Source organism: Streptomyces sp. CB03234 (assembly GCF_001905885.1).
Taxonomy (GTDB): domain Bacteria; phylum Actinomycetota; class Actinomycetes; order Streptomycetales; family Streptomycetaceae; genus Streptomyces.
Genome location: NZ_LIYH01000001.1, coordinates 770,125 through 795,206 on the forward strand (window position 1 = coordinate 770,125; position 25,082 = coordinate 795,206).

The following is a 25,082-nucleotide window of genomic DNA, read 5'->3' on the forward strand; positions in this document are numbered from 1 at the left end:
TACGGCGGGCACGGCGGGTCTCAGGACGTGGCGCCGACGCCGACGCCGGCGTCGCCGCGCCAGTCGGCGGCCAGGGCCGGCCCCAGGTGGTCCAGGTAGGTCTCGGTCAGGGTGCGCATCGCCTCCAGGGACGGGTCCTGCCCCCGGCCCCACAACTGGCCGGTGATCCGCATGACACCGCTGAACGCGGCGACGGCGACGCGCGGGCGCGGGTCGGCGTCCACGTCGAGGCCCTCACGGTCGGCGATCAGCCGGGCGATGTTCTCCTCCATCTCGATGGAGCGGCGCAGGTGCACGGCCAGGAGCGCGGGTGTCGACTCGATCATCTGGAAGGTGCGGAGGTACACCTCCACCGGGACGACCTCCATGATCGCCTCGCCGATGGTGTTCCAGGCGGACAGGACGGCGTTGCGCATGGCCTCCAACGGGGCCTCGTGGGCGGGGCGTTCGCGCAGGGCGGTGACGAAATGCCGCTCGACCATCTGCTGGACGGCGAAGGCGACCTCTTCCTTGCTCGCGAAGTAGCGGAAGAACGTGCGCTGTGAGACGTCGACGGCGTCGACGATCTCGTCGACCGTGGTCCGTTCGTATCCCTGGCTGGTGAACAGCTCCAGTGCGGCGCGCAGCAGGGCGTCGCGGGTGCGCTGCTTCTTGCGCTCGCGCAGCCCGGCGGGGGCAGGCGTCCCTGTGCTGGTCGGCTGCTCGGCCGTCACTTCATGGTCCTCTTTCTGCCATTTCTGGCTGCTCAGGCTACCTGTGAGCGACGCGACAGTAACCGGCGTATGAAATGCTTTGTCAATTGTCAGTGACTGACATTAGCCTCGCGGTATGACTAGTCAGACCACCATCGAAAAGCTGCCGCAAGGCCAGGATCCCGTGCCTGCCCCGGCCAAGGGGCTGCGCGGTCACCCCTGGCTGACACTGTTCGCCGTGGCGGTCGGCGTGATGATGGTCGCGCTGGACGGCACGATCGTCGCGATCGCCAACCCCGCGATCCAGAAGGACCTCGGCGCGACGCTCGCCGACGTCCAGTGGATCACCAACGGTTATCTGCTCGCCCTGGCGGTCGCGCTGATCACGGCCGGCAAGCTCGGTGACCGCTTCGGCCACCGCCAGACGTTCCTCATCGGCATCGCGGGCTTCGCCGCCGCGTCCGCCGCGATCGGCATGTCCGACTCGATCGCCCTGGTGATCGTCTTCCGGGTGCTCCAGGGCCTGTTCGGCGCGCTGCTCATGCCGGCCGCGCTGGGCCTGCTGCGTGCCACCTTCCCGGCCGAGAAGCTGAACATGGCGATCGGCATCTGGGGCATGGTCATCGGCGCGTCCACGGCGGGCGGGCCCATCCTCGGCGGCGTACTCGTGGAGCACGTCAGCTGGCAGTCGGTGTTCTTCATCAACGTGCCGGTCGGTGTCCTCGCGCTCGTCATGGGCCTGGTGATCCTGAAGGACCACCGCGCGGAGAACGCGCCGCGCTCGTTCGACGTCCTCGGCATCGTGCTGCTGTCGGCCGCGATGGCGTCCCTGATCTGGGGCATCATCAAGGCCGGCGAGAGCTGGGGCTGGGGCAGCCTCAACACGTGGGGCTTCCTGGGCGGCGCCCTCGTGCTGTTCGCCGTGTTCGCCGTCTGGGAGACGAAGGTCGAGGAGCCGCTGATCCCGCTCGGCATGTTCCGCTCGGTACCGCTGTCGGCCGGCACCGTCCTGATGGTGCTGATGGCCTTCGCCTTCATGGGCGGCCTGTTCTTCGTCACCTTCTACCTGCAGGGCGTCAAGGGCCTCAGCCCGGTCGACAGTGGCCTGCACCTGCTGCCGCTGACGGCCATGATGATCGTCTCCTCGCCACTGGCGGGCGCGCTCATCACCAAGTACGGCCCGCGCGTCCCCCTGGTGGGCGGCATGGTCTGCACGGCGATCGCCATGTTCGGGATGATCAGCCTCACCGAAGGCACCGGCACGCTGGCGATGTCCCTCTGGTTCGCCCTGCTGGGCCTCGGCCTCGCCCCCGTCATGGTGGGCGCCACGGAGGTCATCGTGGGCAACGCCCCGCTGGAGCTCTCCGGTGTGGCCGGTGGCCTCCAGCAGGCCGCGATGCAGGTCGGCGGCGCGCTCGGTACGGCGGTGCTGGGCGCGGTCATGTCCTCAAAGGTGAGCTCCGAGTTCGCGGCCAACTGGAAGGACGCCGGGATCCCGGTGCCGGCCGACCCGAAGCTGGAGCAGGCGGCGGAGTTCGGCATCGTGCCCGCCGAACTGGCCAAGGTGCCCGGTATGACGCCGGACCTCCTCGACAGGATCTCCGGCGTCATCCACGACACGTTCATGTCCGGCATGGGCCTTGCCTTCACGGTCGCGGGCGTCGTGGCGGTGATCGCGGCGCTGGTGGCCATGCTCACCAAGCGTGGTGAGAACGCGGAGGCGGGCGCGGGCGGCGCGCACATCTGACCGCTGGTGCCCCTGGGCCCCGCAGCCGCCGGCTGCGGGGCCCACGGTGTACCTCGGTGGTGCACCGTGTCACTCGACCGGGTGGATCGGCCGAGGAATCCTTCCCCAGATGGTCACGCAGCGTCACAATGGATGTACGTGATCGTCGTCGCCGCACACACGGGGGTTTCCATGCGCTTCACGACTGTCCGCACCGCCGCTACCGCTGCCACCACTCTCCTCGCCGGCGCACTCACCGCCACGGCGCTCGGGGGCGCCGTCCCCGTGGCCGCGGCGCCGCCGCCCCGGCTCGGGCCCTGTGAGACGGGGCAGTTGTGCCTATGGGCCAAGGAGGGCTTCAGGGGTGCCCGGCACACCCATGAGCTGACCGGCATCGACATCGAGGCCTGCGTCCCGCTGCCGCCCGGGACCACCGCCGCCGCCCTCGCCAACCGCACCGGACGGCCCGTCACCACCTACCAGTCCGCCGAGTGCGCCGAGACCGGCGAGTTCGAGACCTATCCCGGCGGTGGTACGTGGGTACCCCAATCGCCTTACCAGGTACGGGCCTTCAAGGTGTGGGAGACCTGAACGAGGGCACCCGGGGGCCATGAACAGTTTCGGGTACACCTCGCGTTCGCGCAGGAGCCCCCGCTCACGCGGCCGGATGTGGTCGCGGACCGGGCCGGATCGCGCGACGCTCGGGATCGTCGGGCTGGTCTGCGCGGTCGCCGGTTTCTTCGTACTGGGCATCATCCTCGGCCCGGTGGCGATCGTCTGCGGCTGGCTCGGCATGGGCCGGCGCTGGGCGAGCAACCACGTCCCGGCGCTGGTCGCGTTCGTTCTCGGGGCGATCGACACCGTCCTGGCCCTCGTCTCGCTGGCCGGTGCCGGCACCCCGGGCAACGGCACGCTCTAGACGTACCCACGCACACGCCCGCACCACGCCCCGGCCTTGGCTCGCGTGCCGTACGGCGCACCGCGCCGAGCACGACGAGGCGCCCGCCGACGTGCCCCTTACGAGCCCCCCGCGCCGCGCCCGGGGCGCACTCGTGCCTGGTGCGTCCCCCGCGGTGAAGGCGGCCGCGCCCGAGGCCTGCCGACGCCTGGGGCGTTCCGCGAGCACCCCGCGTGCCCGCGCCGACGGCGTACGCACGAGCAACCGCGCTCGTGCCAGGGGCGACGCCCGGGCTGGCCCCCTCGGGCGTGACCTGCCCGGGTCGGCCCTGCGGTGAAGGCGTACCCGTGCGGGGCGTGCCCGCGGTGAAGGCGCACCCGTGCCCGGGTCGGCCCCGCGCCTCGGGCGTGCCCTGCCCGGGCCGGTCCTGCGGTGAAGGCGTACCTGTGCGGGGTGTGCCCGCGGTGAAGGCGCACCCGTGCGGGGCGTGCCCACGGTGAAGGCACCCGCGCTCGGGGGCGTGACTGCCTCTGGCTGCGCGCCCGCGCGGCGTGACGCCCGAGCCGACCCCCGCCTGGGGCGTAACTGTCTCCCCTGACCCCCGCCTGGGGCGTAACCGTGGCCCCGTTGCCCCGCGCCCGGGGGCGTAACGCCGAGGCGGCCCCGCGCCTCGGGGCGTGTACGTCATCGGGCGGCGACCGGCCGCCTACGTGGCGCCCTCCGTGGGGGTCTGCACCGGCACGGGAGGCGGGGTGGACGCCGCCGTGGCGTTGGCGGACAGGCGGGCGACCTCCGTCCGGAGGTCCTTGACCTCCTGCGTGAGGGCCTCCAGCAGAGCCGTCTGGCGGCGCTCCTCCGCGTCGTCCCGCTCGAAGCGGGAGATGAACCACGCCGCGATGTTCGCGGTGACGACACCCAGCAGGGCGATGCCGGACAGCATCAGGCCGACGGCCAGCGCCCGCCCGAGCCCGGTCGTCGGCGCGTGGTCGCCGTACCCGACGGTCGTCATCGTCGTGAACGACCACCACACCGCGTCGCCCAGCGTCTTGATGTTCCCGTCCGGCGCGCCCCGCTCCACGTGCAGCACGGCCAGTGAGCCGAACATCATCAGGCCCGCCACGGACCCGGCCACATACGTGGTGAGCGTTATCTGCGGTGCCATCCGGGCCCGCCGCCCCACCAGCAGCAGCGTGGAGAGCAGCCGCAGCAGCCGCAGCGGCTGGATCAGCGGAAGCAGAACCACCAGCAGGTCCAGCGGGTGGCGGCGCACGAAGACCCACCGTTGCGGCGCCAGCACCAGACGTACGACGTAGTCCATGGCGAAGGCGCCCCACACCACCCACTCCACCGCCAGACAGGCGCGGTGGACCCACGGGGCGGCATCGGGCGCCACTATCGGTATCGCGTAGGCCACGCCGAACGCGACGGCGAGCCCCAGCAGCGGCGCCTGGGTGCGCGCCTCCCAGCGTTCGTTCATGTCCGGAATGTTAGGCCCGGACGGGCAGGGGGGTGCGGGGGGACGAAAGTCCCCCCGCCCGACCGGCTACGCGTCGCCGCCCGCCGCGCCCGGGTCCGCCGCCGAGACGTCCAGCAACTGGTAGCGGTCCACGGCCTGCTTCAGCACCGAACGGTCCACCTTGCCCTCCCGGGCCAGCTCGGTCAGCACCGCCAGCACGACCGACTGCGCGTCGATGTGGAAGTACCGCCGCGCCGCACCGCGCGTGTCCGCGAAGCCGAAGCCGTCCGCGCCCAGCGATGTGTACGTCCCCGGCACCCAGCGCGCGATCTGGTCCGGAACCGACCGCATCCAGTCGGAGACGGCCACGAACGGACCCTCCGCGCCGGACAGCTTCCGCGTCACATACGGAATCTGCTGCTCCTCCTCCGGGTGGAGCAGGTTGTGCCGGTCGACCTCCACGGCCTCGCGGCGCAGCTCGTTCCAGGACGTCGCCGACCACACGTCGGCGCGCACGTTCCACTCCTCGGCGAGGATCCGCTGCGCCTCCACCGCCCACGGCACGGCCACACCGGACGCCATGATCTGCGCCGGGATCGCCCCCGCCTCGCCGCGCCGGAAGAGGTGGATGCCCTTGAGGATGCCGTCCACGTCGACGTCCGCCGGCTCGGCCGGGTGCTGGATCGGCTCGTTGTAGACGGTGAGGTAGTAGAAGACGTCCTCGGCGTTCTCGCCGTACATCCGGCGCAGACCGTCCTTGACGATGTGCGCGATCTCGAAGCCGAAGGCCGGGTCGTACGCGACGCACGCCGGGTTCGTCGAGGCGAGCAGCTGCGAGTGGCCGTCCGCGTGCTGCAGACCCTCACCGGTGAGCGTCGTACGCCCCGCGGTCGCGCCCAGCACGAAACCGCGCGACAGCTGGTCGGCCATCTGCCAGAACTGGTCGCCGGTCCGCTGGAAACCGAACATCGAGTAGAAGACGTACACCGGGATCAGCGGCTCGCCGTGCGTCGCGTACGCCGAACCCGCCGCGACCAGCGACGCCGTGCAGCCCGCCTCCGAGATGCCGTCGTGCAGCATCTGCCCGGTCGGCGACTCCTTGTACGCGAGGAGCAGCTCACGGTCCACGGCCTCGTACTGCTGGCCCAGCGGGTTGTAGATCTTGGCGCTCGGGAAGAACGAGTCCATACCGAAGGTGCGGTACTCGTCCGGCGCGATCAGCACGAACCGCTTGCCGATCTCCTTGTCCCGCATCAGGTCCTTCAGCAGCCGTACGAACGCCATCGTCGTGGCGATCGACTGCTGGCCCGACCCCTTCTTCACCGCCGCGTACGTCTTGTCGTCCGGCAGCGCCAGGGGCTTCGCGCGCACGACGCGGGTCGGGACGTACCCGCCCAGCGCCTTGCGGCGGTCGTGCATGTACTGGATCTCCTCCGAGTCCCGGCCAGGGTGGTAGTACGGCGGCAGGCCGGACTCCAGCTCCCGGTCGGAGATCGGCAGGTGCAGGCGGTCGCGGAAGCGCTTCAGGTCGTCGACCGTCAGCTTCTTCATCTGGTGCGTGGCGTTGCGGCCCTCGAAGTTCGGGCCGAGCGTCCAGCCCTTGACCGTCTGCGCGAGGATCACCGTCGGCTGGCCCTTGTGGGCGCGCGCCGCCGCGTACGCCGCGAAGATCTTCTTGTGGTCGTGACCACCACGGCCCAGGTGCAGGATCTGGTCGTCGGTCATGTGCTCGACCATGGCCCGCAGCCGGTGGTCGTCGCCGAAGAAGTGCTCGCGGATGTACGCGCCGGTCTCCGTCGCGTACGTCTGGAACTGGCCGTCGGGCGTGGTGTTCAGCTTGTTGACCAGGATGCCGTCACGGTCCTGCGCCAGCAGCGGGTCCCAGGAGCGGTCCCACACCAGCTTGATCACGTTCCAGCCGGCGCCGCGGAACTGGGACTCCAGCTCCTGGATGATCTTGCCGTTGCCCCGCACCGGGCCGTCGAGCCGCTGCAGGTTGCAGTTGACGACGAACGTCAGGTTGTCCAGGCCCTCACGCGCCGCGATCGACAGCTGGCCCAGCGACTCCGGCTCGTCCATCTCGCCGTCGCCGAGGAACGCCCACACATGCGACTTGGAGGTGTCGGCGATGCCGCGTGCCTCCATGTAGCGGTTCATGCGCGCCTGGTAGATCGCGCCGATCGGGCCGAGGCCCATGGAGACGGTCGGGAACTCCCAGAAGTCCGGCATCAGCCGCGGGTGCGGGTAGGACGACAGGCCGTTGGGGAACTTCGACTTCTCCTGCCGGAAGCCGTCGAGCTGCTCCTCGGTCAGCCGGTCCAGGAGGAACGCGCGCGCGTAGACACCGGGCGACGCGTGGCCCTGGAAGAAGATCTGGTCGCCGCCGTCGCCCTCGTCCTTGCCGCGGAAGAAGTGGTTGAAGCCCACGTCGTAGAGGGAGGCCGAGGAGGCGAACGTCGCGATGTGCCCGCCCACACCGATACCGGGGCGCTGCGCGCGCGACACCATCACGGCGGCGTTCCAGCGCGTGGCGTTGAGGACCTTGCGTTCGATCTCCTCGTTGCCGGGGAAGAACGGCTCGTCCTTGGTGGCGATGGTGTTGACGTAGTCCGTGCTGCGCATCTCGGGCACGGCCACGCGCTTCTCGCGGGCCCGCTCGATCAGGCGGAGCATCAGGTAGCGGGCCCGCTCGCGGCCGCGCTCGTCCACGGCGGCGTCGAGGGAGTCGAGCCATTCCTGGGTCTCTTCGGGATCAAAATCCGGGACCTGGCTGGGAAGGCCGCCAATGATGATCGGGTTGCGATCGGATCCGGAAGCCACGCTGTTCCTTCTGTTCGGTGGAGCCTACGGGGAATGGAGTGTCGGCAGTGCGGTGTCGGCAGTGCGGTCGCGCCGCCACCATCGTGTACCCCGTGGGCGTAAACGTCATCTTTACCGAGGGGTAACCCCCACGGGTCGCCGTATCCGGCCCGGGTCCGGCCCAAATCGCAACCTTACGCCCAACCCGGCCATGTGTTTCGTTCGGTCGTTCGCCCACCACGGGCGCACGGAAGGAGTAGAAGCGAATAAAGTGGGTCAAGAGCCGTGGTGTGTAGCACGGGCGTGGGCGGGAAGGTGCCTGGAGTTGCGGCGAGACGGCCCCAAAAGTCACCGTTTCGGCGGTCTCGATCGCCGGGTACTTGCGCGATCCGCCCAGCACGTGTGGACTACGCCCAATGCCACGCGTACGCGCGCGGCCGAAGCACTTTCCAAAAAACGATCAGGAGGCAAGCCGTGAGCGCGACCGCGGACCACGCGGAGGAGCGGACCAACCCGGCGGCGAAGCTGGGGTTCGAGCCCGGACAGGTGGTCCAGGAGATCGGCTACGACGACGACGTCGAGCAGGAGCTCCGTGAGGCAATCGAGGCCGTCATCGGCCAGGATCTCGTAGACGAGGACTACGACGACGTCGCCGACGCCGTACTGCTGTGGTTCCGCGACGAGGACGGAGACCTCACGGATGCGCTGGTCGATGCCATCGGCCTGATCGAGGAGGGCGGGGAGATCTGGCTCCTGACGCCCAAGACCGGCCGGGACGGCTACATCGAGCCCAGCGACATCAACGAGGCCGCCCAGACCGCGGGCCTCTCGCAGACCCGGAGCATCAGCATCGGCAAGGACTGGAGCGGCCACCGCCTGGTCACCCCGAAGGCGGCCAAGTCCGCCAAGCGCTGAGCCCCTCCACAGCCCCCAGGGCCCCCGCCGACACCGGTCGGCGGGGGCCCTGTGCGTAGGGTGGGACCCGACTGGGACCCACCCGACCACCGAAGGGATGCTTTCTGACATGGCGATCGAGGCGATCGAGGCCACCGGGACGACGGAGCCGCTCCAGGTCGGCACCAAGGCCCCGGACTTCGAGCTGAAGGACAACCACGGACGCACCGTCTCGCTCGCGGACTTCCGCGGCGAGAAGAACGTCGTGCTCCTCTTCTACCCCTTCGCCTTCACCGGCGTGTGCACGGGCGAGCTGTGCGCGCTTCGCGACGAGCTGCCGACGTTCGTCAACGACGACACCCAGCTGCTCGCCGTCTCCAACGACTCGATCCACACGCTGCGCGTCTTCGCCGAGCAGGAAGGCCTGGAGTACCCGCTGCTGTCGGACTTCTGGCCGCACGGCGAGGTCTCGCGCGCCTACGGCGTCTTCGACGAGGAGAAGGGCTGCGCGGTGCGCGGCACCTTCATCATCGACAAGGAGGGCGTCGTCCGCTGGACGGTCGTCAATGGCCTCCCGGACGCCCGTGACCTCAACGAGTACGTCGCGGCGCTCGACACCCTCTGATTCTTCGGCGCAAGTGCCTGCTCACGACGGGAACCGGTCACTAGGATCCAGTCGTTGATCCGATGCCAACGCACGACGGGGGCGCTGCCCCTGGAAACCAATGGAGGGACTCGTGGGAGTCAGCCTCAGCAAGGGCGGCAACGTCTCGCTGACCAAGGAGGCCCCGGGCCTGACGGCAGTCACCGTCGGTCTGGGCTGGGACGTCCGTACCACCACCGGAACGGACTTCGACCTCGACGCCAGCGCCATTCTGGTCAACGCCGAGGGCAAGGTCCGCAACGACCAGGACTTCGTGTTCTTCAACAACCTGAAGAGCGCGGACGGCTCGGTCGAGCACACCGGCGACAACCTCACCGGTGAGGGCGAGGGCGACGACGAGCAGGTCAAGGTCGACCTGGCCAACGTCCCGGCCGACGTCGCCAAGATCGTTTTCCCGGTGTCGATCTACGACGCCGAGACCCGGCAGCAGTCCTTCGGCCAGGTCCGCAACGCGTTCATCCGCGTCGTGAACCAGGCCGGCGGCGCCGAGATCGCCCGCTACGACCTGAGCGAGGACGCCTCGACGGAGACCGCCATGGTCTTCGGCGAGCTGTACCGCAACGGCGCGGAGTGGAAGTTCCGCGCGGTGGGCCAGGGCTACGCCTCGGGCCTGCGCGGCATCGCGCAGGACTTCGGCGTCAACGTCTGACCCGCCGCACCCGGCCCGGCCCGGCCGCAGCCCGGCGGGTGGCCGTGTGCGCCCGGTCCGGTACGTGGCGGCCGGCGGCGCGGCACCCCGGCGGCGCGGCACCCGGCGGTGCGGCACCCCTGGCGGTGCGGCACCTGGCGGTGCGGCCGTCCGGCATCCGGCGGGGTGTCGTCTGCGGCACCCCGCGGGTGGTGGCGCGGGACCCGGCGGGTGGCCGTGCGCGGCTCGTCCGGTACGTGGCGGGCGGCGGCGCGGCGGCGCGCGGCGTCCGGCGGGGCGGCCGCGCGGCACCCGGCGGGGCATGGTCCGCGGCGCGGTGCCGGCCCTCGCGGGGCGGTGCGCGTCGAGCACTCGGCAGGGCGGCGCGGGCGTGGACGGTCCGGAGGGGCGACCGGCCCGTAGGCGCCGTCCGTGGGCCGCGCGTGCCGGGGCAGGTTCGATCGCCGTGCAGTTTCGTCCGGCGCCGCACATCTTCGTGCGGCGCCGGACGTGCCTTACCACCCGCATCGTGACGCGGCCACCGCGCCGTGTCCGAGGCGGGCGACACCGGTCGGCCCGTGCCCATGCCCGGGCCGGGGCTCCGGGGGTCCGGGGAACGTCCCCGGGACAACGCAGCAGCAGATCTCAGGGGAGGATCCACATCATGGGCGTCACGCTCGCCAAGGGAGGCAACGTCTCCCTCTCCAAGGCCGCACCCAACCTCACCCAGGTGCTCGTCGGACTCGGCTGGGACGCGCGCTCCACCACCGGCGCACCGTTCGACCTCGACGCCAGCGCACTGCTCTGCGAGAACGGCAGGGTGCTCGGCGACGAATGGTTCGTCTTCTACAACAACCTCACCAGCCCCGACGGCTCCGTCGAGCACACCGGTGACAACCTCACGGGCGAGGGCGACGGCGACGACGAGTCGCTGATCGTCGACCTCCCCCGCGTACCGGCCCACTGCGACAAGATCATCTTCCCGGTCTCGATCCACGAGGCCGACAACCGGGGCCAGACCTTCGGCCAGGTCAGCAACGCCTTCATCCGCGTCGTCAACCAGGCCGACGGCCAGGAACTCGCGCGGTACGACCTCAGCGAGGACGCCTCCACCGAGACCGCGATGATCTTCGGCGAGCTCTACCGGTACGGCGGAGAGTGGAAGTTCCGCGCGGTAGGACAGGGGTACGCATCGGGGCTGAGGGGCATCGCTCTAGACTTCGGCGTCAATGTTTCTTGAAGCACGTCTCCGGGTTCGTTCGAAGCCCGGCGTGCACGGCGCGGGGGAGACCCGTAACCGTACTTAACACGATTGGGTAGCCAGTGGTTCTGAAAACCTTCGGCTGGTCGTTCGCCGTCACGGCGCTCGGCCTTGCTTTCGCCGCCTGGCAGTGGGGCTGGGAGGCCTTCGGGATCGTACTGATCCTGTCGATCCTCGAAATCTCGCTGTCGTTCGACAACGCGGTCGTCAACGCCGGAATCCTCAAGAAGATGAACGCCTTCTGGCAGAAGATCTTCCTGACGATCGGCATTCTGATCGCGGTCTTCGGCATGCGGCTGGTGTTCCCCGTCGTGATCGTCGCCATCAGTGCCAAGGTCGGCCCCATCGAGGCCGTCCAGCTCGCCATGGACAACCCCGGGCGGTACGAGGACCTCGTCACCGACGCGCACGCGGCCATCGCCGCGTTCGGTGGCATGTTCCTGCTCATGATCTTCCTTGACTTCATGTTCGAGGAGCGCGAGCACAAGTGGCTCAGGTGGCTGGAGCGCCCGGCGGCCAAGCTCGGCAAGGTCGACATGCTGTCGGTCTGCGTCGCCCTGATCGTCCTGCTCCTCACCGCCATCACCTTCGCCACCCAGGCACACACCAGTACCGGCCACGCCGACAAGGCGGCCACCGTGCTGCTGTCGGGTGTGGCGGGCCTGATCACGTACCTCGTCGTCGGCGGCCTCTCCGGCTACTTCGAGGACAAGCTGGAGGAAGAAGAGGAGCGCGAGCACGAGGAGGAGGAGAAGGCCAAGAAGGAGGGCAAGCCCGTCTCCGCGGTCGGCCTCGCCGGCAAGGCGGCCTTCTTCCTCTTCCTGTACCTCGAGGTCCTCGACGCGTCCTTCTCCTTCGACGGCGTCATCGGTGCCTTCGCCATCACCAACCACATCTTCTGGATGGCACTGGGCCTCGGCATCGGCGCCATGTACGTCCGGTCGCTCACCGTCTACCTGGTCCGCCAGGGCACCCTGGACGACTACGTCTACCTGGAGCACGGCGCGCACTACGCGATCGGCGCGCTCGCGGTCATCCTGCTCATCACGATCCAGCACGAGATCAGCGAGCTCATCACCGGCACCATCGGTGTGTTCCTGATCGCCGCGTCCTTCCTGTCCTCCGTGCGCCGCAACAAGGCACTGCAGGCGGCGGGCCAGGAGGACAAGACGCACGTCGCTGTGTGACATTCGCCGGGGCCCGTCGGAGTGTGACGGCCCCGGTATCGAGGAACGCTTCCGATGCGGGGCGGCCGGGTGCTCCCGGCCGCCCCGCCGCGTATCCACGCGTACACGCGGATCCATGAAAAACCGGACGACTGGGGGTGGGGCATGGCCTTCTGGGACAACCTGTGGCGGAACAACGCCGCGCAGTTCGACTCGGGCAGCGCCTCGACGAACGCCATCGACCTGACCAAGCGCCGCCCGTCCGTCTCGCTCACCAAACAGGGCGCGGCGACCGGCAACCTGCGCGTCAACCTCTCCTGGCGGATGCGCACCTCCGACATCGAGGGCCGCTCCAAGCACAGCGGCCGGCTGCTGCGGCACCCCCTCAAACTCTTCAAGCCCGATGTGGTCCAGGCCCACACCCAGGGCGTGGTCAATGTGGACCTGGACATCGGCTGTCTGTACGAGCTGAAGGACGGCACCAAGGGCGTGGTCCAGCCGCTCGGCAGCTTCTTCGGGGACCTCAACTCACCGCCGTACGTGAAGCTCAGCGGCGACGACCGGTTCGGCGCACCGTCCGGCGAGACGATCTTCGTCAACCTCGACCATCGCGACGCGATCAAGCGCCTGCTGTTCTTCGTCTACATCTACGACCAGACACCGGCGTTTGACCGTACGCACGCCACGATGACGCTCTACCCGAGCAACGGCCCGCGCATCGAGATAGAGCTCGACGAGCGCGCGCCGCAAGCCCGTTCGTGCGCGGTGTTCATGCTGGAGAACGTCAAGGGGGAGCTGGTGGTACGGCGGGAGGTGCGGTTCGTGTACGGCTTCCAGGCCGAACTGGACCGGCTCTACGGGTGGGGCCTGCAGTGGGGGCGCGGCTTCAAGGCCGGCAAGGTCTGAAGCCGTTACGAACGGACGAACTGCGGGCCCATCGGCGGCAGCCGGAAGTTCGGATCCGGCGCGGGCGCGGCGGCCGCGGCGGGCTGCGGATAGCCGTACGCGGGCTGCGCCGAACCGGCCTGCGGGTAGCCGTACGCGGGCTGCGGTGAACCGGCCTGGGGATAGCCGTACGCCGGAGCCGGAGCCGGAGGCGGGGGCGACGCGGGCGGTGCCGGAGGTGTCGGAGGTGTCGTGGGGGCGGCGGGCACCGTGGTGGTGGGCGCGGTCGCCGACGCGTCCGTCGCTGCCGCCGCGCCGTCCCGCGCCGCCTGCCCGTCCGCCTCCCGGGCCTCTCCCGCCCCGCCGGACCCCTCGGCCTCCTCGGCCCCCTCGCCCTCCTCGGCCTCGTCCACCGAGATCCCGAACGCCGTGGCCAGGCCGATCAGCCCCGTCGGATACCCCTGCCCCACCGCACGGAACTTCCAGCCCTCCCCGCGCCGGTACAGCTCGCCGCAGATCATGGCCGTCTCCTCGCCGGTCTCCGGCTTCACCTCGAAGACGGCCAGCGGCTCCGTGGCGCCCGAGCCCGCGTCGTACAGCAGGATCCGCAGATCCCGTACGCGGTCGAAGGTGTCCCCGTCCGACGACGCCGCCAGCACCACCTGGTCCACCGACGGATCCAGCGCCGTCAGGTCGGCCTCGACCGTGTCGGTCAGCCCCTCCGGGACCCGCTTCTTCGGCAGCCGCCGCACCAGCCCGGACGGGTGGCGTGGCTGGTTGTAGAAGACGAAGTCCTCGTCCGAACGCACCTGCCCGTCGGTGCCGAGCAGCAGGGCGGAAGCGTCCACGTCCGGCACTCCGGGTCCGGGGGTCCAGCACAGTACGGCCCGTACGGCCGCGGCATCGAGCGGGACGTTCGAGCCCTTCAGCATGGCGTGCGTCATGTCCGACATCCTGCCTGGCCGCCCACGCCGCGGACAACGCGGGGGCCGCGCGGCAGGGGCGAGAAGCGGACGAGTTACCTGAAGTTCATGCCCGGGGGGAACCCGTGACACCGGTCCCTACGTACTATTACCGGCCACATGTCGTCAGGGCCGTCAAGGCAGTACGGGGGATACTCATGCGTCATTTCGGGCACATCCCGGCCACTGCCCGGGCCGGGCTCTTCCACCGGGAGCCGTGCGAGTTCGGCGCGGACTCGCCGGCGCGCGTCCTCGCCGCCGCCCTCGGTGCCACGCTCTACAGCCCCGCCACCCGGCCACGGCTCGCCGACGACGTGATGAAGCAGGTGAGCCGGGGCGTCGTGTCGATGGTGCTGTGCCTGGAGGACTCCATCGAGGACGGCGAGGTCGCCGGGGCGGAGGAGAACCTCGTACGCCAGTTCACCGACCTATACGAACGGGACGGTGAACCGCCTCTGCTCTTCATCCGCGTCCGGCAGGCCGAACAGATGGCCGACCTGGTGCGGCGGCTCGGGCCGGCCGCACCGCTGCTGTCCGGATTCGTGCTGCCCAAGTTCACCGAGGAGCGCGGCGGGCCCTTCATGGAGGCGCTTACCGTGGCCGAGAATCTCTGCGGGCGGCGGCTTTTCGCCATGCCCGTACTGGAGTCGCCCGAGCTGCTCCACCTGGAGACCCGGCACGAGACGCTCGCCGGTATCGGCAGGATCGTCGACAAGTACCGGGACCGGGTCCTCGCACTGCGCCTCGGCGTCACCGACTTCTGCTCCGCGTACGGGCTGCGCCGCTCGCCCGACATGACGGCGTACGACGTGCAGATCGTCGCCGGCGTCATCGCGGACGTCGTCAACGTGCTGGGCCGATCCGACGGCACCGGCTTCACGATCACCGGCCCGGTGTGGGAGTACTTCCGCCTCCAGGAGCGCATCTTCAAGCCACAGCTGCGGCGCAGCCCCTTCATGGAGCAGCGCGCCGACGAGCTGCGCACCGCGCTGATCGAACACGACCTGGACGGGCTGCTGCGGGAGATCGAGCTGGACCGGGCCAACGGGCTGCTGGGCAAGACCTGTATCCACCCCTCCCACGTGCTGCCGGTGCACGCGCTGTCCGTCGTCAGCCACGAGGAGTACAGCGACGCCCAGGACATCCTGCGGCCGGAACGGGGCGGCGGCGGGGTGCTGCGCAGCGCGTACACGAACAAGATGAATGAAGTGAAGCCCCACCGTGCGTGGGCCGAGCGGACCCTTCAGCGGGCGGAGGTCTTCGGCGTGGCGAAGGAGGACGTCGGCTTCGTGGAGCTGCTCACCGCGGGGCTGGTCAAGTGAGGGAGAACGGGAACGTGGCGGTCTGGTCGGGTACGTGGGTGTCGGAGCGGCTCGGGATCGAGCTGACCGGCGACCAGCGGTTGCGTGAGCTGCTGGGCCTGGCGCTGCGGCGCAACCCGAAGCGGGCGCACCTGCTCGTCTCCAACGTGCTCGGCAAGCACGTCCCGCAGAGCCCGGGCGTGGTGTGGCGGTCGGGTTACGACCTGGGCGTACGGGTACGGGAGCTGCTCGGGCCCGACGACTCCGCGCGGGCGGTGGTGCTCGGGTACGCGGAGACGGCGACCGGCCTCGGCCACTCGGTCGCCGACGGCCTGGGCACCGCCCCGTACCTGCACTCCACGCGCCGCCCGGTGCCCGGGGTGGAGCGGGCGGGCGGCTTCGAGGAGGCCCACTCGCACGCCACCTCGCACCTCCTCCTGCCCGAGGACCCGGCGCTGCTGGCGGGACCAGGACCGCTGGTGCTGGTCGACGACGAGTTCTCCACCGGCAACACGGTGCTCAACACGGTACGGGCCCTCCACGCGCGCTACCCGCGCGAGCGGTACGTGGTCGTCGCGCTCGTCGACATGCGCTCGGCCGCCGACCGGGACCGGCTCGCGGACTTCGCCGCCGAGATCGGCGCGCGCGTGGACCTGGTGACCCTGGCGGCGGGAACGGTCCGGCTCCCGGACGGTGTCCTGGAACGCGGCCAGGCGCTGGTGGCTCAGCACGAGGCGCCGGGCGCGGCGCGGGCGGCGGGCGCGGCGGGTGTGGCGTCGGCGGTGGGCGCGGCGCGGGTGGCGGGCGCGGCGGGTGTGGCATCAGCGGCGGGCGGGGCCGGTGTGGCGCGGGCGGCGGGTGTGGCGGGCGCGGTCGACGTGGCCGCGGTGGCGGGCGGCGGTGGCCGGCCGGCGGATGCGGCGACCGGCGCGGGCGGTACCGACGTGGCGGGCGGTGCGGCTGGTTCGCCGGGCGGTGAGCGTCCCGGCGATGGGGCCGCGCCCGGCGGGGGTCGTACCACCTCCGTGCGGCGCGTCGAGCTCGGGTGGCCCGACGGCGTACCGGACGGCGGCCGGCACGGTTTCACGCCTGCCCACCGCGCCCGCCTGAACGCCGCGCTCCCCGCCATGGCCGCCCGCGTCGCCGACGCGCTGGGCCTCACGCCGGGCACCCAGGACGCCGCCCGGGAGACAGCGGACCCCGCGCCCCACGGCGAGGGTGATCTGCCGCGCGTGCTGGTGCTCGGGTGCGAGGAGCTGATGTACGCGCCGCTCGCGCTGGGCGTCGCACTCGAAAAGCTCGGCCGCGCCGACGTCCGGTTCTCGACCACCACCCGCTCGCCCGTCCTCGCCGTCGACGACCCCGGCTACGCGATACGCACCCGGCTCGTCTTCCCCGCCCACGACGCACCCGCCGACGGCCCCGGCGACCGGTACGCCTACAACGTCGCGGGCGCCGCCTTCGACGCGGTCGTCGCCGTCGTCGACTCGGCCGCCGACACCCCCGCGCTCCACGCCCCGGACGGCCTCCTGGCCCAGCTCGCCGCGCACATACCGCACGTACTGCTCGCCGTCGTACCGTCCTACGCCCCCGCCCTCGCCCATGCGCCCGCCCCCGTCCCCGCCGAAAGGGCCCCCATGCTGCCCGAGCCTCTCCGAGGCCCCGCCTTCTCCTCCTACGCCCCCGAGGAGGTCGGCTGGCTCCTCCAGGACCTCTCGGACGTCGAGCTGGAGGCGCCGACCGAGGAGCGCGAGGAGGCGATCCAGAGTGGCGGCGCCCACTACGCCGAGTCGCTGCCCGTCGAATACCAGCCCAGCGACCGCTACCAGGCCCTCTTCCACACAGCCCTCGACACCTCCGCCGCCCGCATCGCCCGCGCCGTCGGCACCGTCACCGAGACGGTCCTCGCCGAGCGGTCACCGCGCCCCGTGCTCGTGTCGCTGGCCCGCGCCGGCACCCCCGTCGGCGTACTCATGCGCCGCTGGGCCCTTCACCGCCACGGCCTCGACCTGCCCCACTACGCCGTGTCCATCGTGCGCGGCCGGGGCATCGACGCCAACGCGCTGCGCTGGCTCCAGCAGCACCACGACCCCGCCGACGTCGTGTTCGTCGACGGCTGGACCGGCAAGGGCGCCATCACCCGCGAGCTGGCCGCCGCCCTGGCGGATTTCCCCGGCTTCGACCCCGAGATCGCCGTCCTCGCCGACCCCGGCTCGTGCGTGCGCACCTACGGCACCCGCGAGGACTTCCTCATCCCGTCCGCCTGCCTCAACTCCACCGTCTCCGGCCTGATATCGCGCACCGTGCTGCGCGCCGACCTCGTCGGGCCGCACGACTTCCACGGCGCGAAGTTCTACCGCGACCTCGCCGGCGCCGACGTGTCCAACAGCTTCCTGACCACCATCACCTCCCACTTCGACGAGGTCGCGACCGCCGTCGACGCCGACGTCAAGGAACTCCTCGCCACCGACCGCACCCCCACCTGGGCGGGCTGGGCCGCCGTCGAGCGGATCAGCGAGGAGTACGGCATCCACGACGTCAACCTGGTCAAGCCCGGTGTCGGCGAGACCACCCGCGTCCTGCTGCGCCGCGTCCCCTGGAAGATCCTCGCGCAGCGCGGCGCGGGCGCCGACCTCGACCACGTACGGCTGCTGGCCGAACAGCGCGGCGTCCCGGTCGAGGAGGCCGACGACCTGCACTACACCTGCGTCGGACTGATCCACCCGAAGTACACCCGGGGCGCGACAGGCGCCGACGGCAAGGCGGTGGCGCACCGATGACCGTGACCACCCTCATCGCCAGCGACCTCGACCGCACCCTCATCTACTCCGCCGCCGCCCTCGGCCTGACCATGCCGGACGCCGAGGCGCCACGCCTGCTGTGCGTCGAGACGTACCAGCACAAGCCGCTGTCGTACGTGACGGAGACCGCCGCCGCGCTGCTGACCGAACTGCCGCGCCACGCCGTCTTCGTACCGACCACCACCCGCACCCGCGAGCAGTACCACCGCATCCGGCTCCCCGGACCGCCACCGCGGTTCGCGATCTGCGCCAACGGCGGGCACCTGCTGGTCGACGGCGTCTCCGACCCCGACTGGCGGCGCACGGTCGGCGCCCGCCTCGCCGACGAGTGCGCCACGCTCGACGAGGTCCGCGCCCACCTGCTGGCCGTCGCCGACCCGGCCTGGCTGCTGAAGGAACGCGTCGCGGAGGACCTCTTCGCCTATCTGGTCATCGAGCGCGCCCTGCTGCCCGACGGCTGGATGAAGGAACTGGCCGCCTGGGCAGGGCCACGCGGCTGGGCCGTCTCCCTCCAGGGACGCAAGGTGTACGCCGTCCCCCAGCCGCTCACCAAGAGCGCCGCCGTCCGCGAGGTCGCCCGCCGCGCCGGGGCGGACCGTGTGCTGGCCGCCGGCGACTCGCTGCTCGACGCCGACCTGCTGCTCGCCGCCGACCGGGGCTGGCGGCCCGGCCACGGGGAACTCGCCGAGAGTGGCTGGAGCGCCGGCCACGTGGACGTACTGGAGGAGCGCGGCGTGGTGGCGGGGGAGGAGATCCTGCGCCGGTTCAGCTCCGCCGTACGCCCGTCCCCGGCCTGAGGACCCGGACTCCCACGAACGCCACCACCGCGGCCACCGCCACCACCAGGACCGCCTTCGAGTACAGCGACACGTAGTGGGTGACCTGCTCCCAGTTGTCGCCCAGCGCGTAACCGGCGAGGACGAACGCGGTGTTCCAGATCGCACTGCCGAGCGTCGTCAGCCCCAGGAACACCGGCAGCGGCATGCGCTCGATGCCGGCCGGGACGGATATGAGGCTGCGGAAGACCGGGATCATCCGCCCGAAGAACACCGCCTTGGTGCCGTGCCGCGCGAACCACGCCTCCGTACGCTCGACGTCGGCGGCCTTGACCAGCGGCAGCCTGCTCGCCACGGCGATCGTCCGCTCCCGGCCGAGCAGCGCCCCCACTCCGTACAGCGCCAGCGCGCCCATGACCGAGCCGGCCGTCGTCCACAGCAGCGCGGCGACCAGGCCGATCCGCCCGGTCGCGGAGGCGAACCCGGCCATCGGCAGGATCACCTCGCTGGGCAGCGGCGGGAAGAGGTTCTCCAGGGCGATGGCGAGTCCGGCGCCGGGCGCGCCGAGGGTGTCCATGAGGCTGTTGATCCAGCGTTCCATGGGGCCACGCTAGGGAAGCGGAGCTGAAGGCTTCCTGAAGGTTTCCTGCAGGCCGCGGGCGCGGGTCGGACGGGGCGTACAACCGCAGCTGGGGCTCGTGAGTCTGGGATGCCGAAGACAATCATGTACATGGTCCTGGGGGGCTCATGGAAGAGCAACACGACGAGGTGCCCGGGGCGATGTCACCGCTGGCGCCCGAAGCCCGCAGGAAGACGCCTGACCTCCCGCCGGACGGAGACGAGGGCGCGGGTGGAGACGGGGACGGGGACGCGGGTCCGGGTGCGGCCGGGCCCGCGCGCCGGGGCAGGGCCGTCGTTCTGTGGGCAACGGCCGCCGTGATCGGCCTCGTCGCGGGCGTGGTCGTCGGGTACGGCGTGCAGGCACAGCGCGCGCCGACCCCCTTGCCTCCGCTGGCCCAGCCGGATGTGACCCATCCGGCCGCCCCCTTGCCGAAGGGCAAGGAACCGCGGCCGCTCTCCGTCGCGGAGGACCGGAGCCGGAGGACCGACGGGGACCTGCGGAAGCTGCTGATCGGCAAGCCGAAGGGGGCGAGGAACGCCGTGGTGCCCACGTTCCGTAAGGGTGTTCTGCCGTCCGACGGCTGGCTGTCCCCGGACGGCTACGCGCGTGAATACGTCGACGAGGGCTCAATGTTCCAGTACTACGTCCGGCGGGACATCCGACGGGTCGCCGCCGCCGACTGGGTGGGCGGCGGGTCCGACGAGCAGGTGGCGATCCGGCTGGTGCAGTTCCGGCCGGGCGCGTTCGGTGGCGCGGACTGGTACGCGGAGTCCCAATTGGCGTACATGCCGAAGTCCAGGGGCGCGGGCAACCCCGGGCGCCCCATCAAGGGCAGCTCGAACGGGCGCTACTTCGTCTTCTCCACGGAGGGTGGGTCTCGTGGTGGGAGCCACCACGCACGTGCGCTCGGCTACCGCGGTGACGTCATGTTCGACATCCACATCTTCGACGCGGACCCGATCAACGAGACGGCCATCCGGTCGCTCGCCGAACGTCAACTGGAGCGACTGTGAACGGCGACAGGGGGACACCGCACCGGCTCGGACGCAAGCTCACCAGATACCTTCCCGTCGTTCTCGCCCTCGCGGTGACCGGCGGCGGACTGGTCTGTACCCACCTCATCGTCGACGGAGCGGACCGGACCGCTGCCACGGCCTACTGGCCCGCCGAGAGCGCCACTCCGACAGCGAGTACGGAACCACCAGGCGGTGACCGGCCGGTTGGGCGGACCGATACCGAACTCAGCCGGATGCTCCTCCCCGTGCCCGACGGCTACCGACTCGGACCGGACATCGGCGAGCACGGCAATGACACTGCCCTCAGTGGCGTACAGGCCACCGCGCTGCTCAGGGAGAGGGCGGGGGAGGGTCTGACCGGCGCGGAGCGCCGCGAACGCGACGAGTACTACGGGAAGCTGCGGCTCAAGGGGATCGCCGTGCGTTCCTACGCGAACGACACCAACGACCTCGTCATGGAAACCATGATCATCCGCATGGGCGACAAGAAGGCCGTGCAGGAAACATACGCGCTCCAGACCGGGCTCTACGAAGCCCTCGGCATCTTCCGCGCCGGACCGAAGGTGGACGGCCGGCACACAGCCGCCTGCTACCTGCGACCGGAGGACAAGGGTTTCAAGCTCGACAGCATGACCTGCGTCGCCGTCCATGGTGAGCTGCTGCTCAACATGCGCGCGTACGGCTCGAAGCCCTTGGCCACCACCACGGCCGTCAAGCTGCTCGAAGAACAGCTCGGCCACATCGCGTACCCGGCGGTGACCGCATGACCGAGCCCACCACGGAGAGCCGGCAGGCCCCGGACGCACCTGCCACAGACGCCGCAGACGCCGTTCCGGACCGACCGGCGCCGATGGCACCCACCACCGGACAGGAACCGCCGCTGCCCGTGGGACAGCAAGCCGCCGCCCCGCAGCGCACCGACCGTCGCGCCCTGCGGGCTCTTGCCCGGTGGACCGCCGCCGTCATGGTTCTCGCGGGGGCGGCCGCCGCGACGGCGCTTCCCCTCATCGCCCTCGACCGGTCCGACGTGCCCGGCCTCGCCACCACGAGCGACGGACGATGGGACTACCCGCGGCTGACTCTCCCTGCTCTGCCCTCCGGATCACCCCTGCCTCTCGCCGAGGAGAACGAGGCCGGCATCCACCACGCCGATCTGCGCGCGCTGCTCCTCCCGGCGCCCGCCGGCGCGACGCCCGACACGAAGCTCAATGGAGGGTGGACGAGCATCGAGCGGTACGCGGCGGAGTACGACACGACGTGGCGTGCGTCCCTGCGGCAGCACCTGACCGACTCCACGCTGCGGCACATCGCCGCCCGGGGCTGGACGATGCCCGACGGCACCAACGCCCGGGTCTACCTGCTGCGCTTCACCACGCGCCACCACGCCGATCGCTTCGTCAAGGACGGGCTGAAGCTGATGAGCGGCCAATACCAGACCGCACCGTTGAACAGGGCACGCGACAGCGGAATCGACGGCGACTGGGACAGCTCGGGCGCACCCGACGACGTACAGCAGTACGCCTTCACGGAACGTCCGCCGTACGGCGCGGAGCAGACCCGCCACGCATACTTGCCGGTCGGCGACACCGTCGCGTTCCTCGTCCACGAGAAGCAGGGCGGTGCGGCGGCGGTCCCGTTCCACCAGTCGATGATCCTGCAGACACAACTGCTGACCTGAAGACCTGTCCGGGCCCTCACGCGCCAGGCCCCCACCGACCACGCGATCGGCGCCAGTGCCGAGCCATCCGAGATCGCCCGGACAGGCCCTGAGCGGCTGGGGGCGGATCAGCCGCAGCACCCGCCGCCGCAGCATCCGCCGCCCCCGCCCTGGGACGGCGCGGGGGCGCCGCCCTTGGCCGTGCCGCCGACCGCGACGGCGGACAGCAGCTTGACGGTGTCGTCGTGCCCGGCGGGGCAGGCGGCGGGGGCCGACGACTGGGCCATGGGGCGGTTCAGTTCGAAGGTGTCTCCGCAGGTGCGGCAGCGGTACTCGTAGCGAGGCATGGCCCCAGATTAACCGCGCGGTCAGTGCCCGCTGCCCCGCTCTTCCCGAATCATTTCGACCACCCGCGCCACCGCCGCCCGCACCGCGGCGGTTTCGGTCAGGAAGTGCCAGTAGTCGGGGTGGCGGCCCTCCAGCCCGCCGATGGCCCGCTCCAGCCGGGCCACCGCATCGTCCAGGGGGCGGGCGTGCCGGGGATCGGGGGTGTGCCGGCCCGCCATGGCGAGCCGCTGGGCGTCCCGGATGGCGAAGCGGGTGCGCTGGATCTCGGCCTGCGGGTCCTTGGAGACGGCGTTCAGCCGGTTCAGCCGGTCACCCGCGGCCGAAACGGCCTCGTCGGCGCTGTTCAGCAGGGCCCGTACGGTCGAGAGCAGGGCCGTCGCGTCGGCCCAGCGCTGCTCCTCGCGGGCCTTGGCCGCCTCGTGGAGCTTCTCCTCGGCCTGGCGGACGCTCCTGGCGGCCTGCTCGGGGACGGGCTGGAGGTCCTGCCAGCAGGCGGCGCTGAAGCGGCGCCGCAGCTCGCTGAGGACGGGCTCGACGGAGGCGGCGCGGTTGGCAAGGGCCTGGGCGCGCGTCCGGAGCGACACCAGCCGCTTGTCGGTCTCGGCGGCCCGCTCGGGCAGCCGTTCCGCCTCCGTGCGCACCGCTTCGGCGTCCCGCAGCACCCGGTCGGCCCGCTGCAGCGTCTCGGCGACACCGTGCTGCCCGGCGCCCTGGTTGAGCTTGGTCAGCTCCGGGGCGAGGGCGGCGAGCCGCGCCGCGAGATCATCGGCGCGCAGCCCGGAGCCGCGCACCGTGTCGAGAGCATTACTCGCGGAAAGGAGCGCCGCTCTCGCCCGCTCGACGGCCGGCGCCAGCCGCGCCAGCTGGGTCTCCGCCTTGTCGAGCAGCGGCCCGAGCCCCTGCTCGAACCTCTCCAGCTCCCCCTTCACCCGTACGAGGTCGTCCTTGGCCCGGTGCAGCTCACCGCGCGCCCGCGAGGCGACGGAGGCCTCCAGATCGTCCCGGTCGAGGTCGTAGGCGTCGACGGCGGTGATGTACGCATGGCTCACCTCGTCGATCCGCCGCCCCAGCGCGGCGAACTCGTCCACCGCCCGGCGCGCCCCCGGTGACGCGTCCACCGCCGTGATCGTCTCGATCGAGATCCGCAAGTCCCGCTGGGCGGTGTCCAGCTCGTAGAACGCCGCCGCGGCCGCGTCCTTCGCCGCCTGCGCGTCCGCCCGCTGGCTCTCCCCGCGCCCGCCGAACCAGCGCCGCGTACCGCCCCCGGCGAAGGCCCCCGGCAGCGCGGCGACCACCAACGGCACCGGCAACAACATCAACGCGAGCACATCCTTCACGTACCGCCGCGCGTGTGTCGCCGTCACATCCGCTCCCGTGCCGTGTGTCCGCCGCTGACCGGTTCATTCTCCCACCAGTAAGGACGAACACACTGGCCGTTTAGTTCGCGCTTCGCACGGTGACTTGCCCGTTGTCGCTGCGCGCCTCGACCACGTGCCCGCTGCGGTCGTCGGCCGGCACCCCCACCTCCACCTCCCCGTTGGCGCTCCCCGCCTCCACGGCGTACCGCGTGTCCCCGCCCGGCAGTTCGACGGCGATGTCACCGTTGTCGTTCACGGCCTCCACCCGGTCCGGCACGGCCCCGAGCGCCAGCCGTATCTCCCCGTTCCCCGCCCGCGCCACCACGCTCTTCGAGGTCGCCCCCTCCACCCGTACGTCCCCGTTGTCGCTCCGCAATTCCAACGGACCGCCCGCGTCCCGCACGGTCACCGTTCCGTTGTCCGACGTGACCTTGAGCGCCGTGTCGAACCCCTCGGCCGTCACATCCCCGTTGTCGCCCTCCACCGTCACCGCCACCCCACGCGGCACCCGCACCTCATGCCGCGCCTCGCAGTCACTCACCACCGCGTCGCACTCCACCCGCAACGTCAGCCGGCCGCCCTCCAGCTTCCACACCGGCGCGGGCCCGTCCCCGAGCACCGCCCACCCGTCGACCTGCCGGGTCACCTCCACGTCCTTCACATCCGCCGGCACCAGCACCAGCTCCGAGTCGTCCGAATCCACCACCAGCGTCTCGCCCCGGAACGCGAACGCCTTCCGCTCCACCGGCGCCCCCTCCACACCGGCACCCCCACACCCCCCGAGCCCCAGCACGACCCCGCCGACAACACCAACCACCCAGATCCGACGCACACCCACGACGCCTCCCCCGCTCGTTCCTACCTGTCCCCCTCACGCTACGTATCCACCCGGCTCCACCACGATCCGGCCACCCACCCTCCCGCAAGTAGGGCTACCCCCCGGCCCCACCGCCCCGGGAGCCCGGGAGGCCGGGTTTGCAGGATCCACCCATGCGCCATGTACCCTGTTCACTCAATCCACGGGTGCGTAGCTCAGGGGTAGAGCGCTGCTCTTACAAAGCAGATGTCGGCGGTTCGAAACCGTCCGCGCCCACAGGACGAAGGCCCCCAGCCGATCATGGCTGGGGGCCTTCGACATCCGTACCCGACATCAACGGCCGTGGTCACCGGCG

Annotated in this window: 23 protein-coding genes and 1 tRNA gene; 16 read left to right on the forward strand and 8 right to left on the reverse strand. The window is 71.1% G+C overall.

Translation table 11 applies throughout. The annotated features are described in order from the left end of the window. Positions 1–20 precede the first annotated feature (20 nt). Positions 21–713, reverse strand: a complete 693-nt coding sequence (locus AMK26_RS03470) for a TetR/AcrR family transcriptional regulator (protein ID WP_073751750.1) — start codon at positions 711–713, stop codon at positions 21–23. Between the two features lie 115 nt (positions 714–828). Between AMK26_RS03470 and AMK26_RS03475 the strand changes: the two genes are divergently transcribed. The 3 genes from AMK26_RS03475 (at position 829) to AMK26_RS03485 (ending at position 3,337) form a co-directional block, all read left to right on the forward strand. Beyond that, positions 829–2,439 (forward strand): MFS transporter, encoded by a 1,611-nt coding sequence (locus tag AMK26_RS03475; RefSeq protein ID WP_073751752.1) that lies wholly within the window; start codon positions 829–831, stop codon positions 2,437–2,439. Positions 2,440–2,610: 171 nt separating this feature from the next. Further along, a complete protein-coding gene (locus AMK26_RS03480; RefSeq protein ID WP_073752992.1) occupies positions 2,611–3,009 on the forward strand; it encodes a peptidase inhibitor family I36 protein in 399 nt (132 codons plus the stop codon). A 19-nt stretch (positions 3,010–3,028) separates the two neighbouring features. Further along, positions 3,029–3,337: a small hydrophobic protein gene (locus tag AMK26_RS03485; RefSeq protein ID WP_073751754.1), complete on the forward strand. Its 309-nt coding sequence runs from the start codon at positions 3,029–3,031 to the stop codon at positions 3,335–3,337. Between the two features lie 685 nt (positions 3,338–4,022). Here the strand turns inward: AMK26_RS03485 and AMK26_RS03490 are convergent. Both AMK26_RS03490 and aceE read right to left on the reverse strand, forming a co-directional pair. Beyond that, a complete protein-coding gene (locus AMK26_RS03490) occupies positions 4,023–4,793 on the reverse strand; it encodes a potassium channel family protein (protein WP_073751756.1) in 771 nt (256 codons plus the stop codon). A gap of 66 nt (positions 4,794–4,859) precedes the next feature. Then, positions 4,860–7,592, reverse strand: a complete 2,733-nt coding sequence (aceE, locus tag AMK26_RS03495) for a pyruvate dehydrogenase (acetyl-transferring), homodimeric type (RefSeq protein WP_073751758.1) — start codon at positions 7,590–7,592, stop codon at positions 4,860–4,862. A gap of 453 nt (positions 7,593–8,045) precedes the next feature. Between aceE and AMK26_RS03500 the strand changes: the two genes are divergently transcribed. From AMK26_RS03500 to AMK26_RS03525, 6 genes are all read left to right on the forward strand, one after another. Continuing rightward, the gene (locus tag AMK26_RS03500) at positions 8,046–8,486 is read left to right on the forward strand and encodes a DUF3052 domain-containing protein (protein WP_073751760.1); all 441 of its coding nucleotides are present in this window, start codon (positions 8,046–8,048) and stop codon (positions 8,484–8,486) included. 109 nt (positions 8,487–8,595) lie between these two features. After that, on the forward strand, positions 8,596–9,090 hold the full coding sequence (locus tag AMK26_RS03505; protein ID WP_073751763.1) for a peroxiredoxin: 495 nt from the start codon (positions 8,596–8,598) through the stop codon (positions 9,088–9,090). Positions 9,091–9,202: 112 nt separating this feature from the next. Then, complete coding sequence (locus tag AMK26_RS03510; RefSeq protein WP_064071174.1) at positions 9,203–9,778, forward strand: TerD family protein; 576 nt, start codon at positions 9,203–9,205, stop codon at positions 9,776–9,778. Between the two features lie 643 nt (positions 9,779–10,421). Then, positions 10,422–10,997 carry a TerD family protein gene (locus AMK26_RS03515; RefSeq protein WP_073751765.1) on the forward strand — a complete coding sequence of 192 codons (576 nt, stop codon included), beginning with the start codon at positions 10,422–10,424 and terminating at the stop codon, positions 10,995–10,997. Between the two features lie 83 nt (positions 10,998–11,080). Beyond that, on the forward strand, positions 11,081–12,205 hold the full coding sequence (locus AMK26_RS03520; RefSeq protein ID WP_073751767.1) for a DUF475 domain-containing protein: 1,125 nt from the start codon (positions 11,081–11,083) through the stop codon (positions 12,203–12,205). A gap of 144 nt (positions 12,206–12,349) precedes the next feature. After that, positions 12,350–13,090, forward strand: coding sequence for a TerD family protein (locus tag AMK26_RS03525; protein ID WP_073752994.1), 741 nt, complete (start codon positions 12,350–12,352; stop codon positions 13,088–13,090). A 5-nt stretch (positions 13,091–13,095) separates the two neighbouring features. Here the strand turns inward: AMK26_RS03525 and AMK26_RS03530 are convergent, their stop codons facing one another. After that, positions 13,096–14,013 (reverse strand): TerD family protein, encoded by a 918-nt coding sequence (locus tag AMK26_RS03530; RefSeq protein WP_073751769.1) that lies wholly within the window; start codon positions 14,011–14,013, stop codon positions 13,096–13,098. Between the two features lie 176 nt (positions 14,014–14,189). Here AMK26_RS03530 and AMK26_RS03535 point away from each other — a divergent pair, with 176 nt between their 5' ends. Genes AMK26_RS03535 through AMK26_RS03545 form a run of 3 tightly spaced genes read left to right on the forward strand, consistent with a single transcriptional unit; the run spans position 14,190 to position 18,930 of the window. Next, the gene (locus tag AMK26_RS03535; RefSeq protein ID WP_073751771.1) at positions 14,190–15,353 is read left to right on the forward strand and encodes an HpcH/HpaI aldolase/citrate lyase family protein; all 1,164 of its coding nucleotides are present in this window, start codon (positions 14,190–14,192) and stop codon (positions 15,351–15,353) included. 14 nt (positions 15,354–15,367) lie between these two features. Then, positions 15,368–18,112 carry a phosphoribosyltransferase gene (locus tag AMK26_RS03540; protein ID WP_241837782.1) on the forward strand — a complete coding sequence of 915 codons (2,745 nt, stop codon included), beginning with the start codon at positions 15,368–15,370 and terminating at the stop codon, positions 18,110–18,112. Beyond that, on the forward strand, positions 18,109–18,930 hold the full coding sequence (locus tag AMK26_RS03545; RefSeq protein WP_073751775.1) for an HAD family hydrolase: 822 nt from the start codon (positions 18,109–18,111) through the stop codon (positions 18,928–18,930). Before AMK26_RS03540 ends, AMK26_RS03545 begins: the two co-directional genes overlap by 4 nt. On the opposite strand, the gene AMK26_RS03550 is transcribed toward AMK26_RS03545, so the two are convergent. Next, positions 18,899–19,510: a DedA family protein gene (locus AMK26_RS03550; RefSeq protein ID WP_073751777.1), complete on the reverse strand. Its 612-nt coding sequence runs from the start codon at positions 19,508–19,510 to the stop codon at positions 18,899–18,901. The two genes, AMK26_RS03545 and AMK26_RS03550, sit on opposite strands and share 32 nt — an antisense overlap. A gap of 146 nt (positions 19,511–19,656) precedes the next feature. Between AMK26_RS03550 and AMK26_RS03555 the strand changes: the two genes are divergently transcribed. The 3 genes from AMK26_RS03555 to AMK26_RS03565 all read left to right on the forward strand — a co-directional run bounded on the left by AMK26_RS03555 (position 19,657) and on the right by AMK26_RS03565 (position 22,225). Next, positions 19,657–20,544 carry a hypothetical protein gene (locus AMK26_RS03555; protein ID WP_241837783.1) on the forward strand — a complete coding sequence of 296 codons (888 nt, stop codon included), beginning with the start codon at positions 19,657–19,659 and terminating at the stop codon, positions 20,542–20,544. Then, a complete protein-coding gene (locus tag AMK26_RS03560; RefSeq protein WP_073751779.1) occupies positions 20,541–21,314 on the forward strand; it encodes a hypothetical protein in 774 nt (257 codons plus the stop codon). The genes AMK26_RS03555 and AMK26_RS03560 overlap by 4 nt, the downstream gene beginning before the upstream one ends. Before the next feature lie 119 nt (positions 21,315–21,433). Further along, on the forward strand, positions 21,434–22,225 hold the full coding sequence (locus tag AMK26_RS03565) for a hypothetical protein (RefSeq protein ID WP_198943982.1): 792 nt from the start codon (positions 21,434–21,436) through the stop codon (positions 22,223–22,225). A 107-nt stretch (positions 22,226–22,332) separates the two neighbouring features. On the opposite strand, the gene AMK26_RS03570 is transcribed toward AMK26_RS03565, so the two are convergent. From AMK26_RS03570 to AMK26_RS03580, 3 genes are all read right to left on the reverse strand, one after another. Continuing rightward, complete coding sequence (locus tag AMK26_RS03570; protein ID WP_073751783.1) at positions 22,333–22,551, reverse strand: FmdB family zinc ribbon protein; 219 nt, start codon at positions 22,549–22,551, stop codon at positions 22,333–22,335. 21 nt (positions 22,552–22,572) lie between these two features. Continuing rightward, a complete protein-coding gene (locus tag AMK26_RS03575) occupies positions 22,573–23,916 on the reverse strand; it encodes a hypothetical protein (RefSeq protein WP_073751785.1) in 1,344 nt (447 codons plus the stop codon). 73 nt (positions 23,917–23,989) lie between these two features. Further along, positions 23,990–24,748, reverse strand: coding sequence for a DUF4097 family beta strand repeat-containing protein (locus AMK26_RS03580; RefSeq protein ID WP_073751787.1), 759 nt, complete (start codon positions 24,746–24,748; stop codon positions 23,990–23,992). A 183-nt stretch (positions 24,749–24,931) separates the two neighbouring features. Between AMK26_RS03580 and AMK26_RS03585 the strand changes: the two genes are divergently transcribed. Further along, positions 24,932–25,003 (forward strand) — tRNA-Val (locus AMK26_RS03585). Positions 25,004–25,082 lie beyond the last annotated feature (79 nt).

What these genes read in the sequence shown, in the direction of transcription:
- AMK26_RS03475 (WP_073751752.1), top strand. Translation starts at nt 829, where the DNA reads ATGACTAGTCAGACCACCATCGAAAAGCTGCCGCAAGGCCAGGATCCC.
- AMK26_RS03480 (WP_073752992.1), top strand. Translation starts at nt 2,611, where the DNA reads ATGCGCTTCACGACTGTCCGCACCGCCGCTACCGCTGCCACCACTCTC.
- AMK26_RS03485 (WP_073751754.1), top strand. Translation starts at nt 3,029, where the DNA reads ATGAACAGTTTCGGGTACACCTCGCGTTCGCGCAGGAGCCCCCGCTCA.
- AMK26_RS03490 (WP_073751756.1), bottom strand. Translation starts at nt 4,793, where the DNA reads ATGAACGAACGCTGGGAGGCGCGCACCCAGGCGCCGCTGCTGGGGCTC.
- AMK26_RS03505 (WP_073751763.1), top strand. Translation starts at nt 8,596, where the DNA reads ATGGCGATCGAGGCGATCGAGGCCACCGGGACGACGGAGCCGCTCCAG.
- AMK26_RS03515 (WP_073751765.1), top strand. Translation starts at nt 10,422, where the DNA reads ATGGGCGTCACGCTCGCCAAGGGAGGCAACGTCTCCCTCTCCAAGGCC.
- AMK26_RS03525 (WP_073752994.1), top strand. Translation starts at nt 12,350, where the DNA reads ATGGCCTTCTGGGACAACCTGTGGCGGAACAACGCCGCGCAGTTCGAC.
- AMK26_RS03530 (WP_073751769.1), bottom strand. Translation starts at nt 14,013, where the DNA reads ATGACGCACGCCATGCTGAAGGGCTCGAACGTCCCGCTCGATGCCGCG.
- AMK26_RS03535 (WP_073751771.1), top strand. Translation starts at nt 14,190, where the DNA reads ATGCGTCATTTCGGGCACATCCCGGCCACTGCCCGGGCCGGGCTCTTC.
- AMK26_RS03545 (WP_073751775.1), top strand. Translation starts at nt 18,109, where the DNA reads ATGACCGTGACCACCCTCATCGCCAGCGACCTCGACCGCACCCTCATC.
- AMK26_RS03550 (WP_073751777.1), bottom strand. Translation starts at nt 19,510, where the DNA reads ATGGAACGCTGGATCAACAGCCTCATGGACACCCTCGGCGCGCCCGGC.
- AMK26_RS03555 (WP_241837783.1), top strand. Translation starts at nt 19,657, where the DNA reads ATGGAAGAGCAACACGACGAGGTGCCCGGGGCGATGTCACCGCTGGCG.
- AMK26_RS03570 (WP_073751783.1), bottom strand. Translation starts at nt 22,551, where the DNA reads ATGCCTCGCTACGAGTACCGCTGCCGCACCTGCGGAGACACCTTCGAA.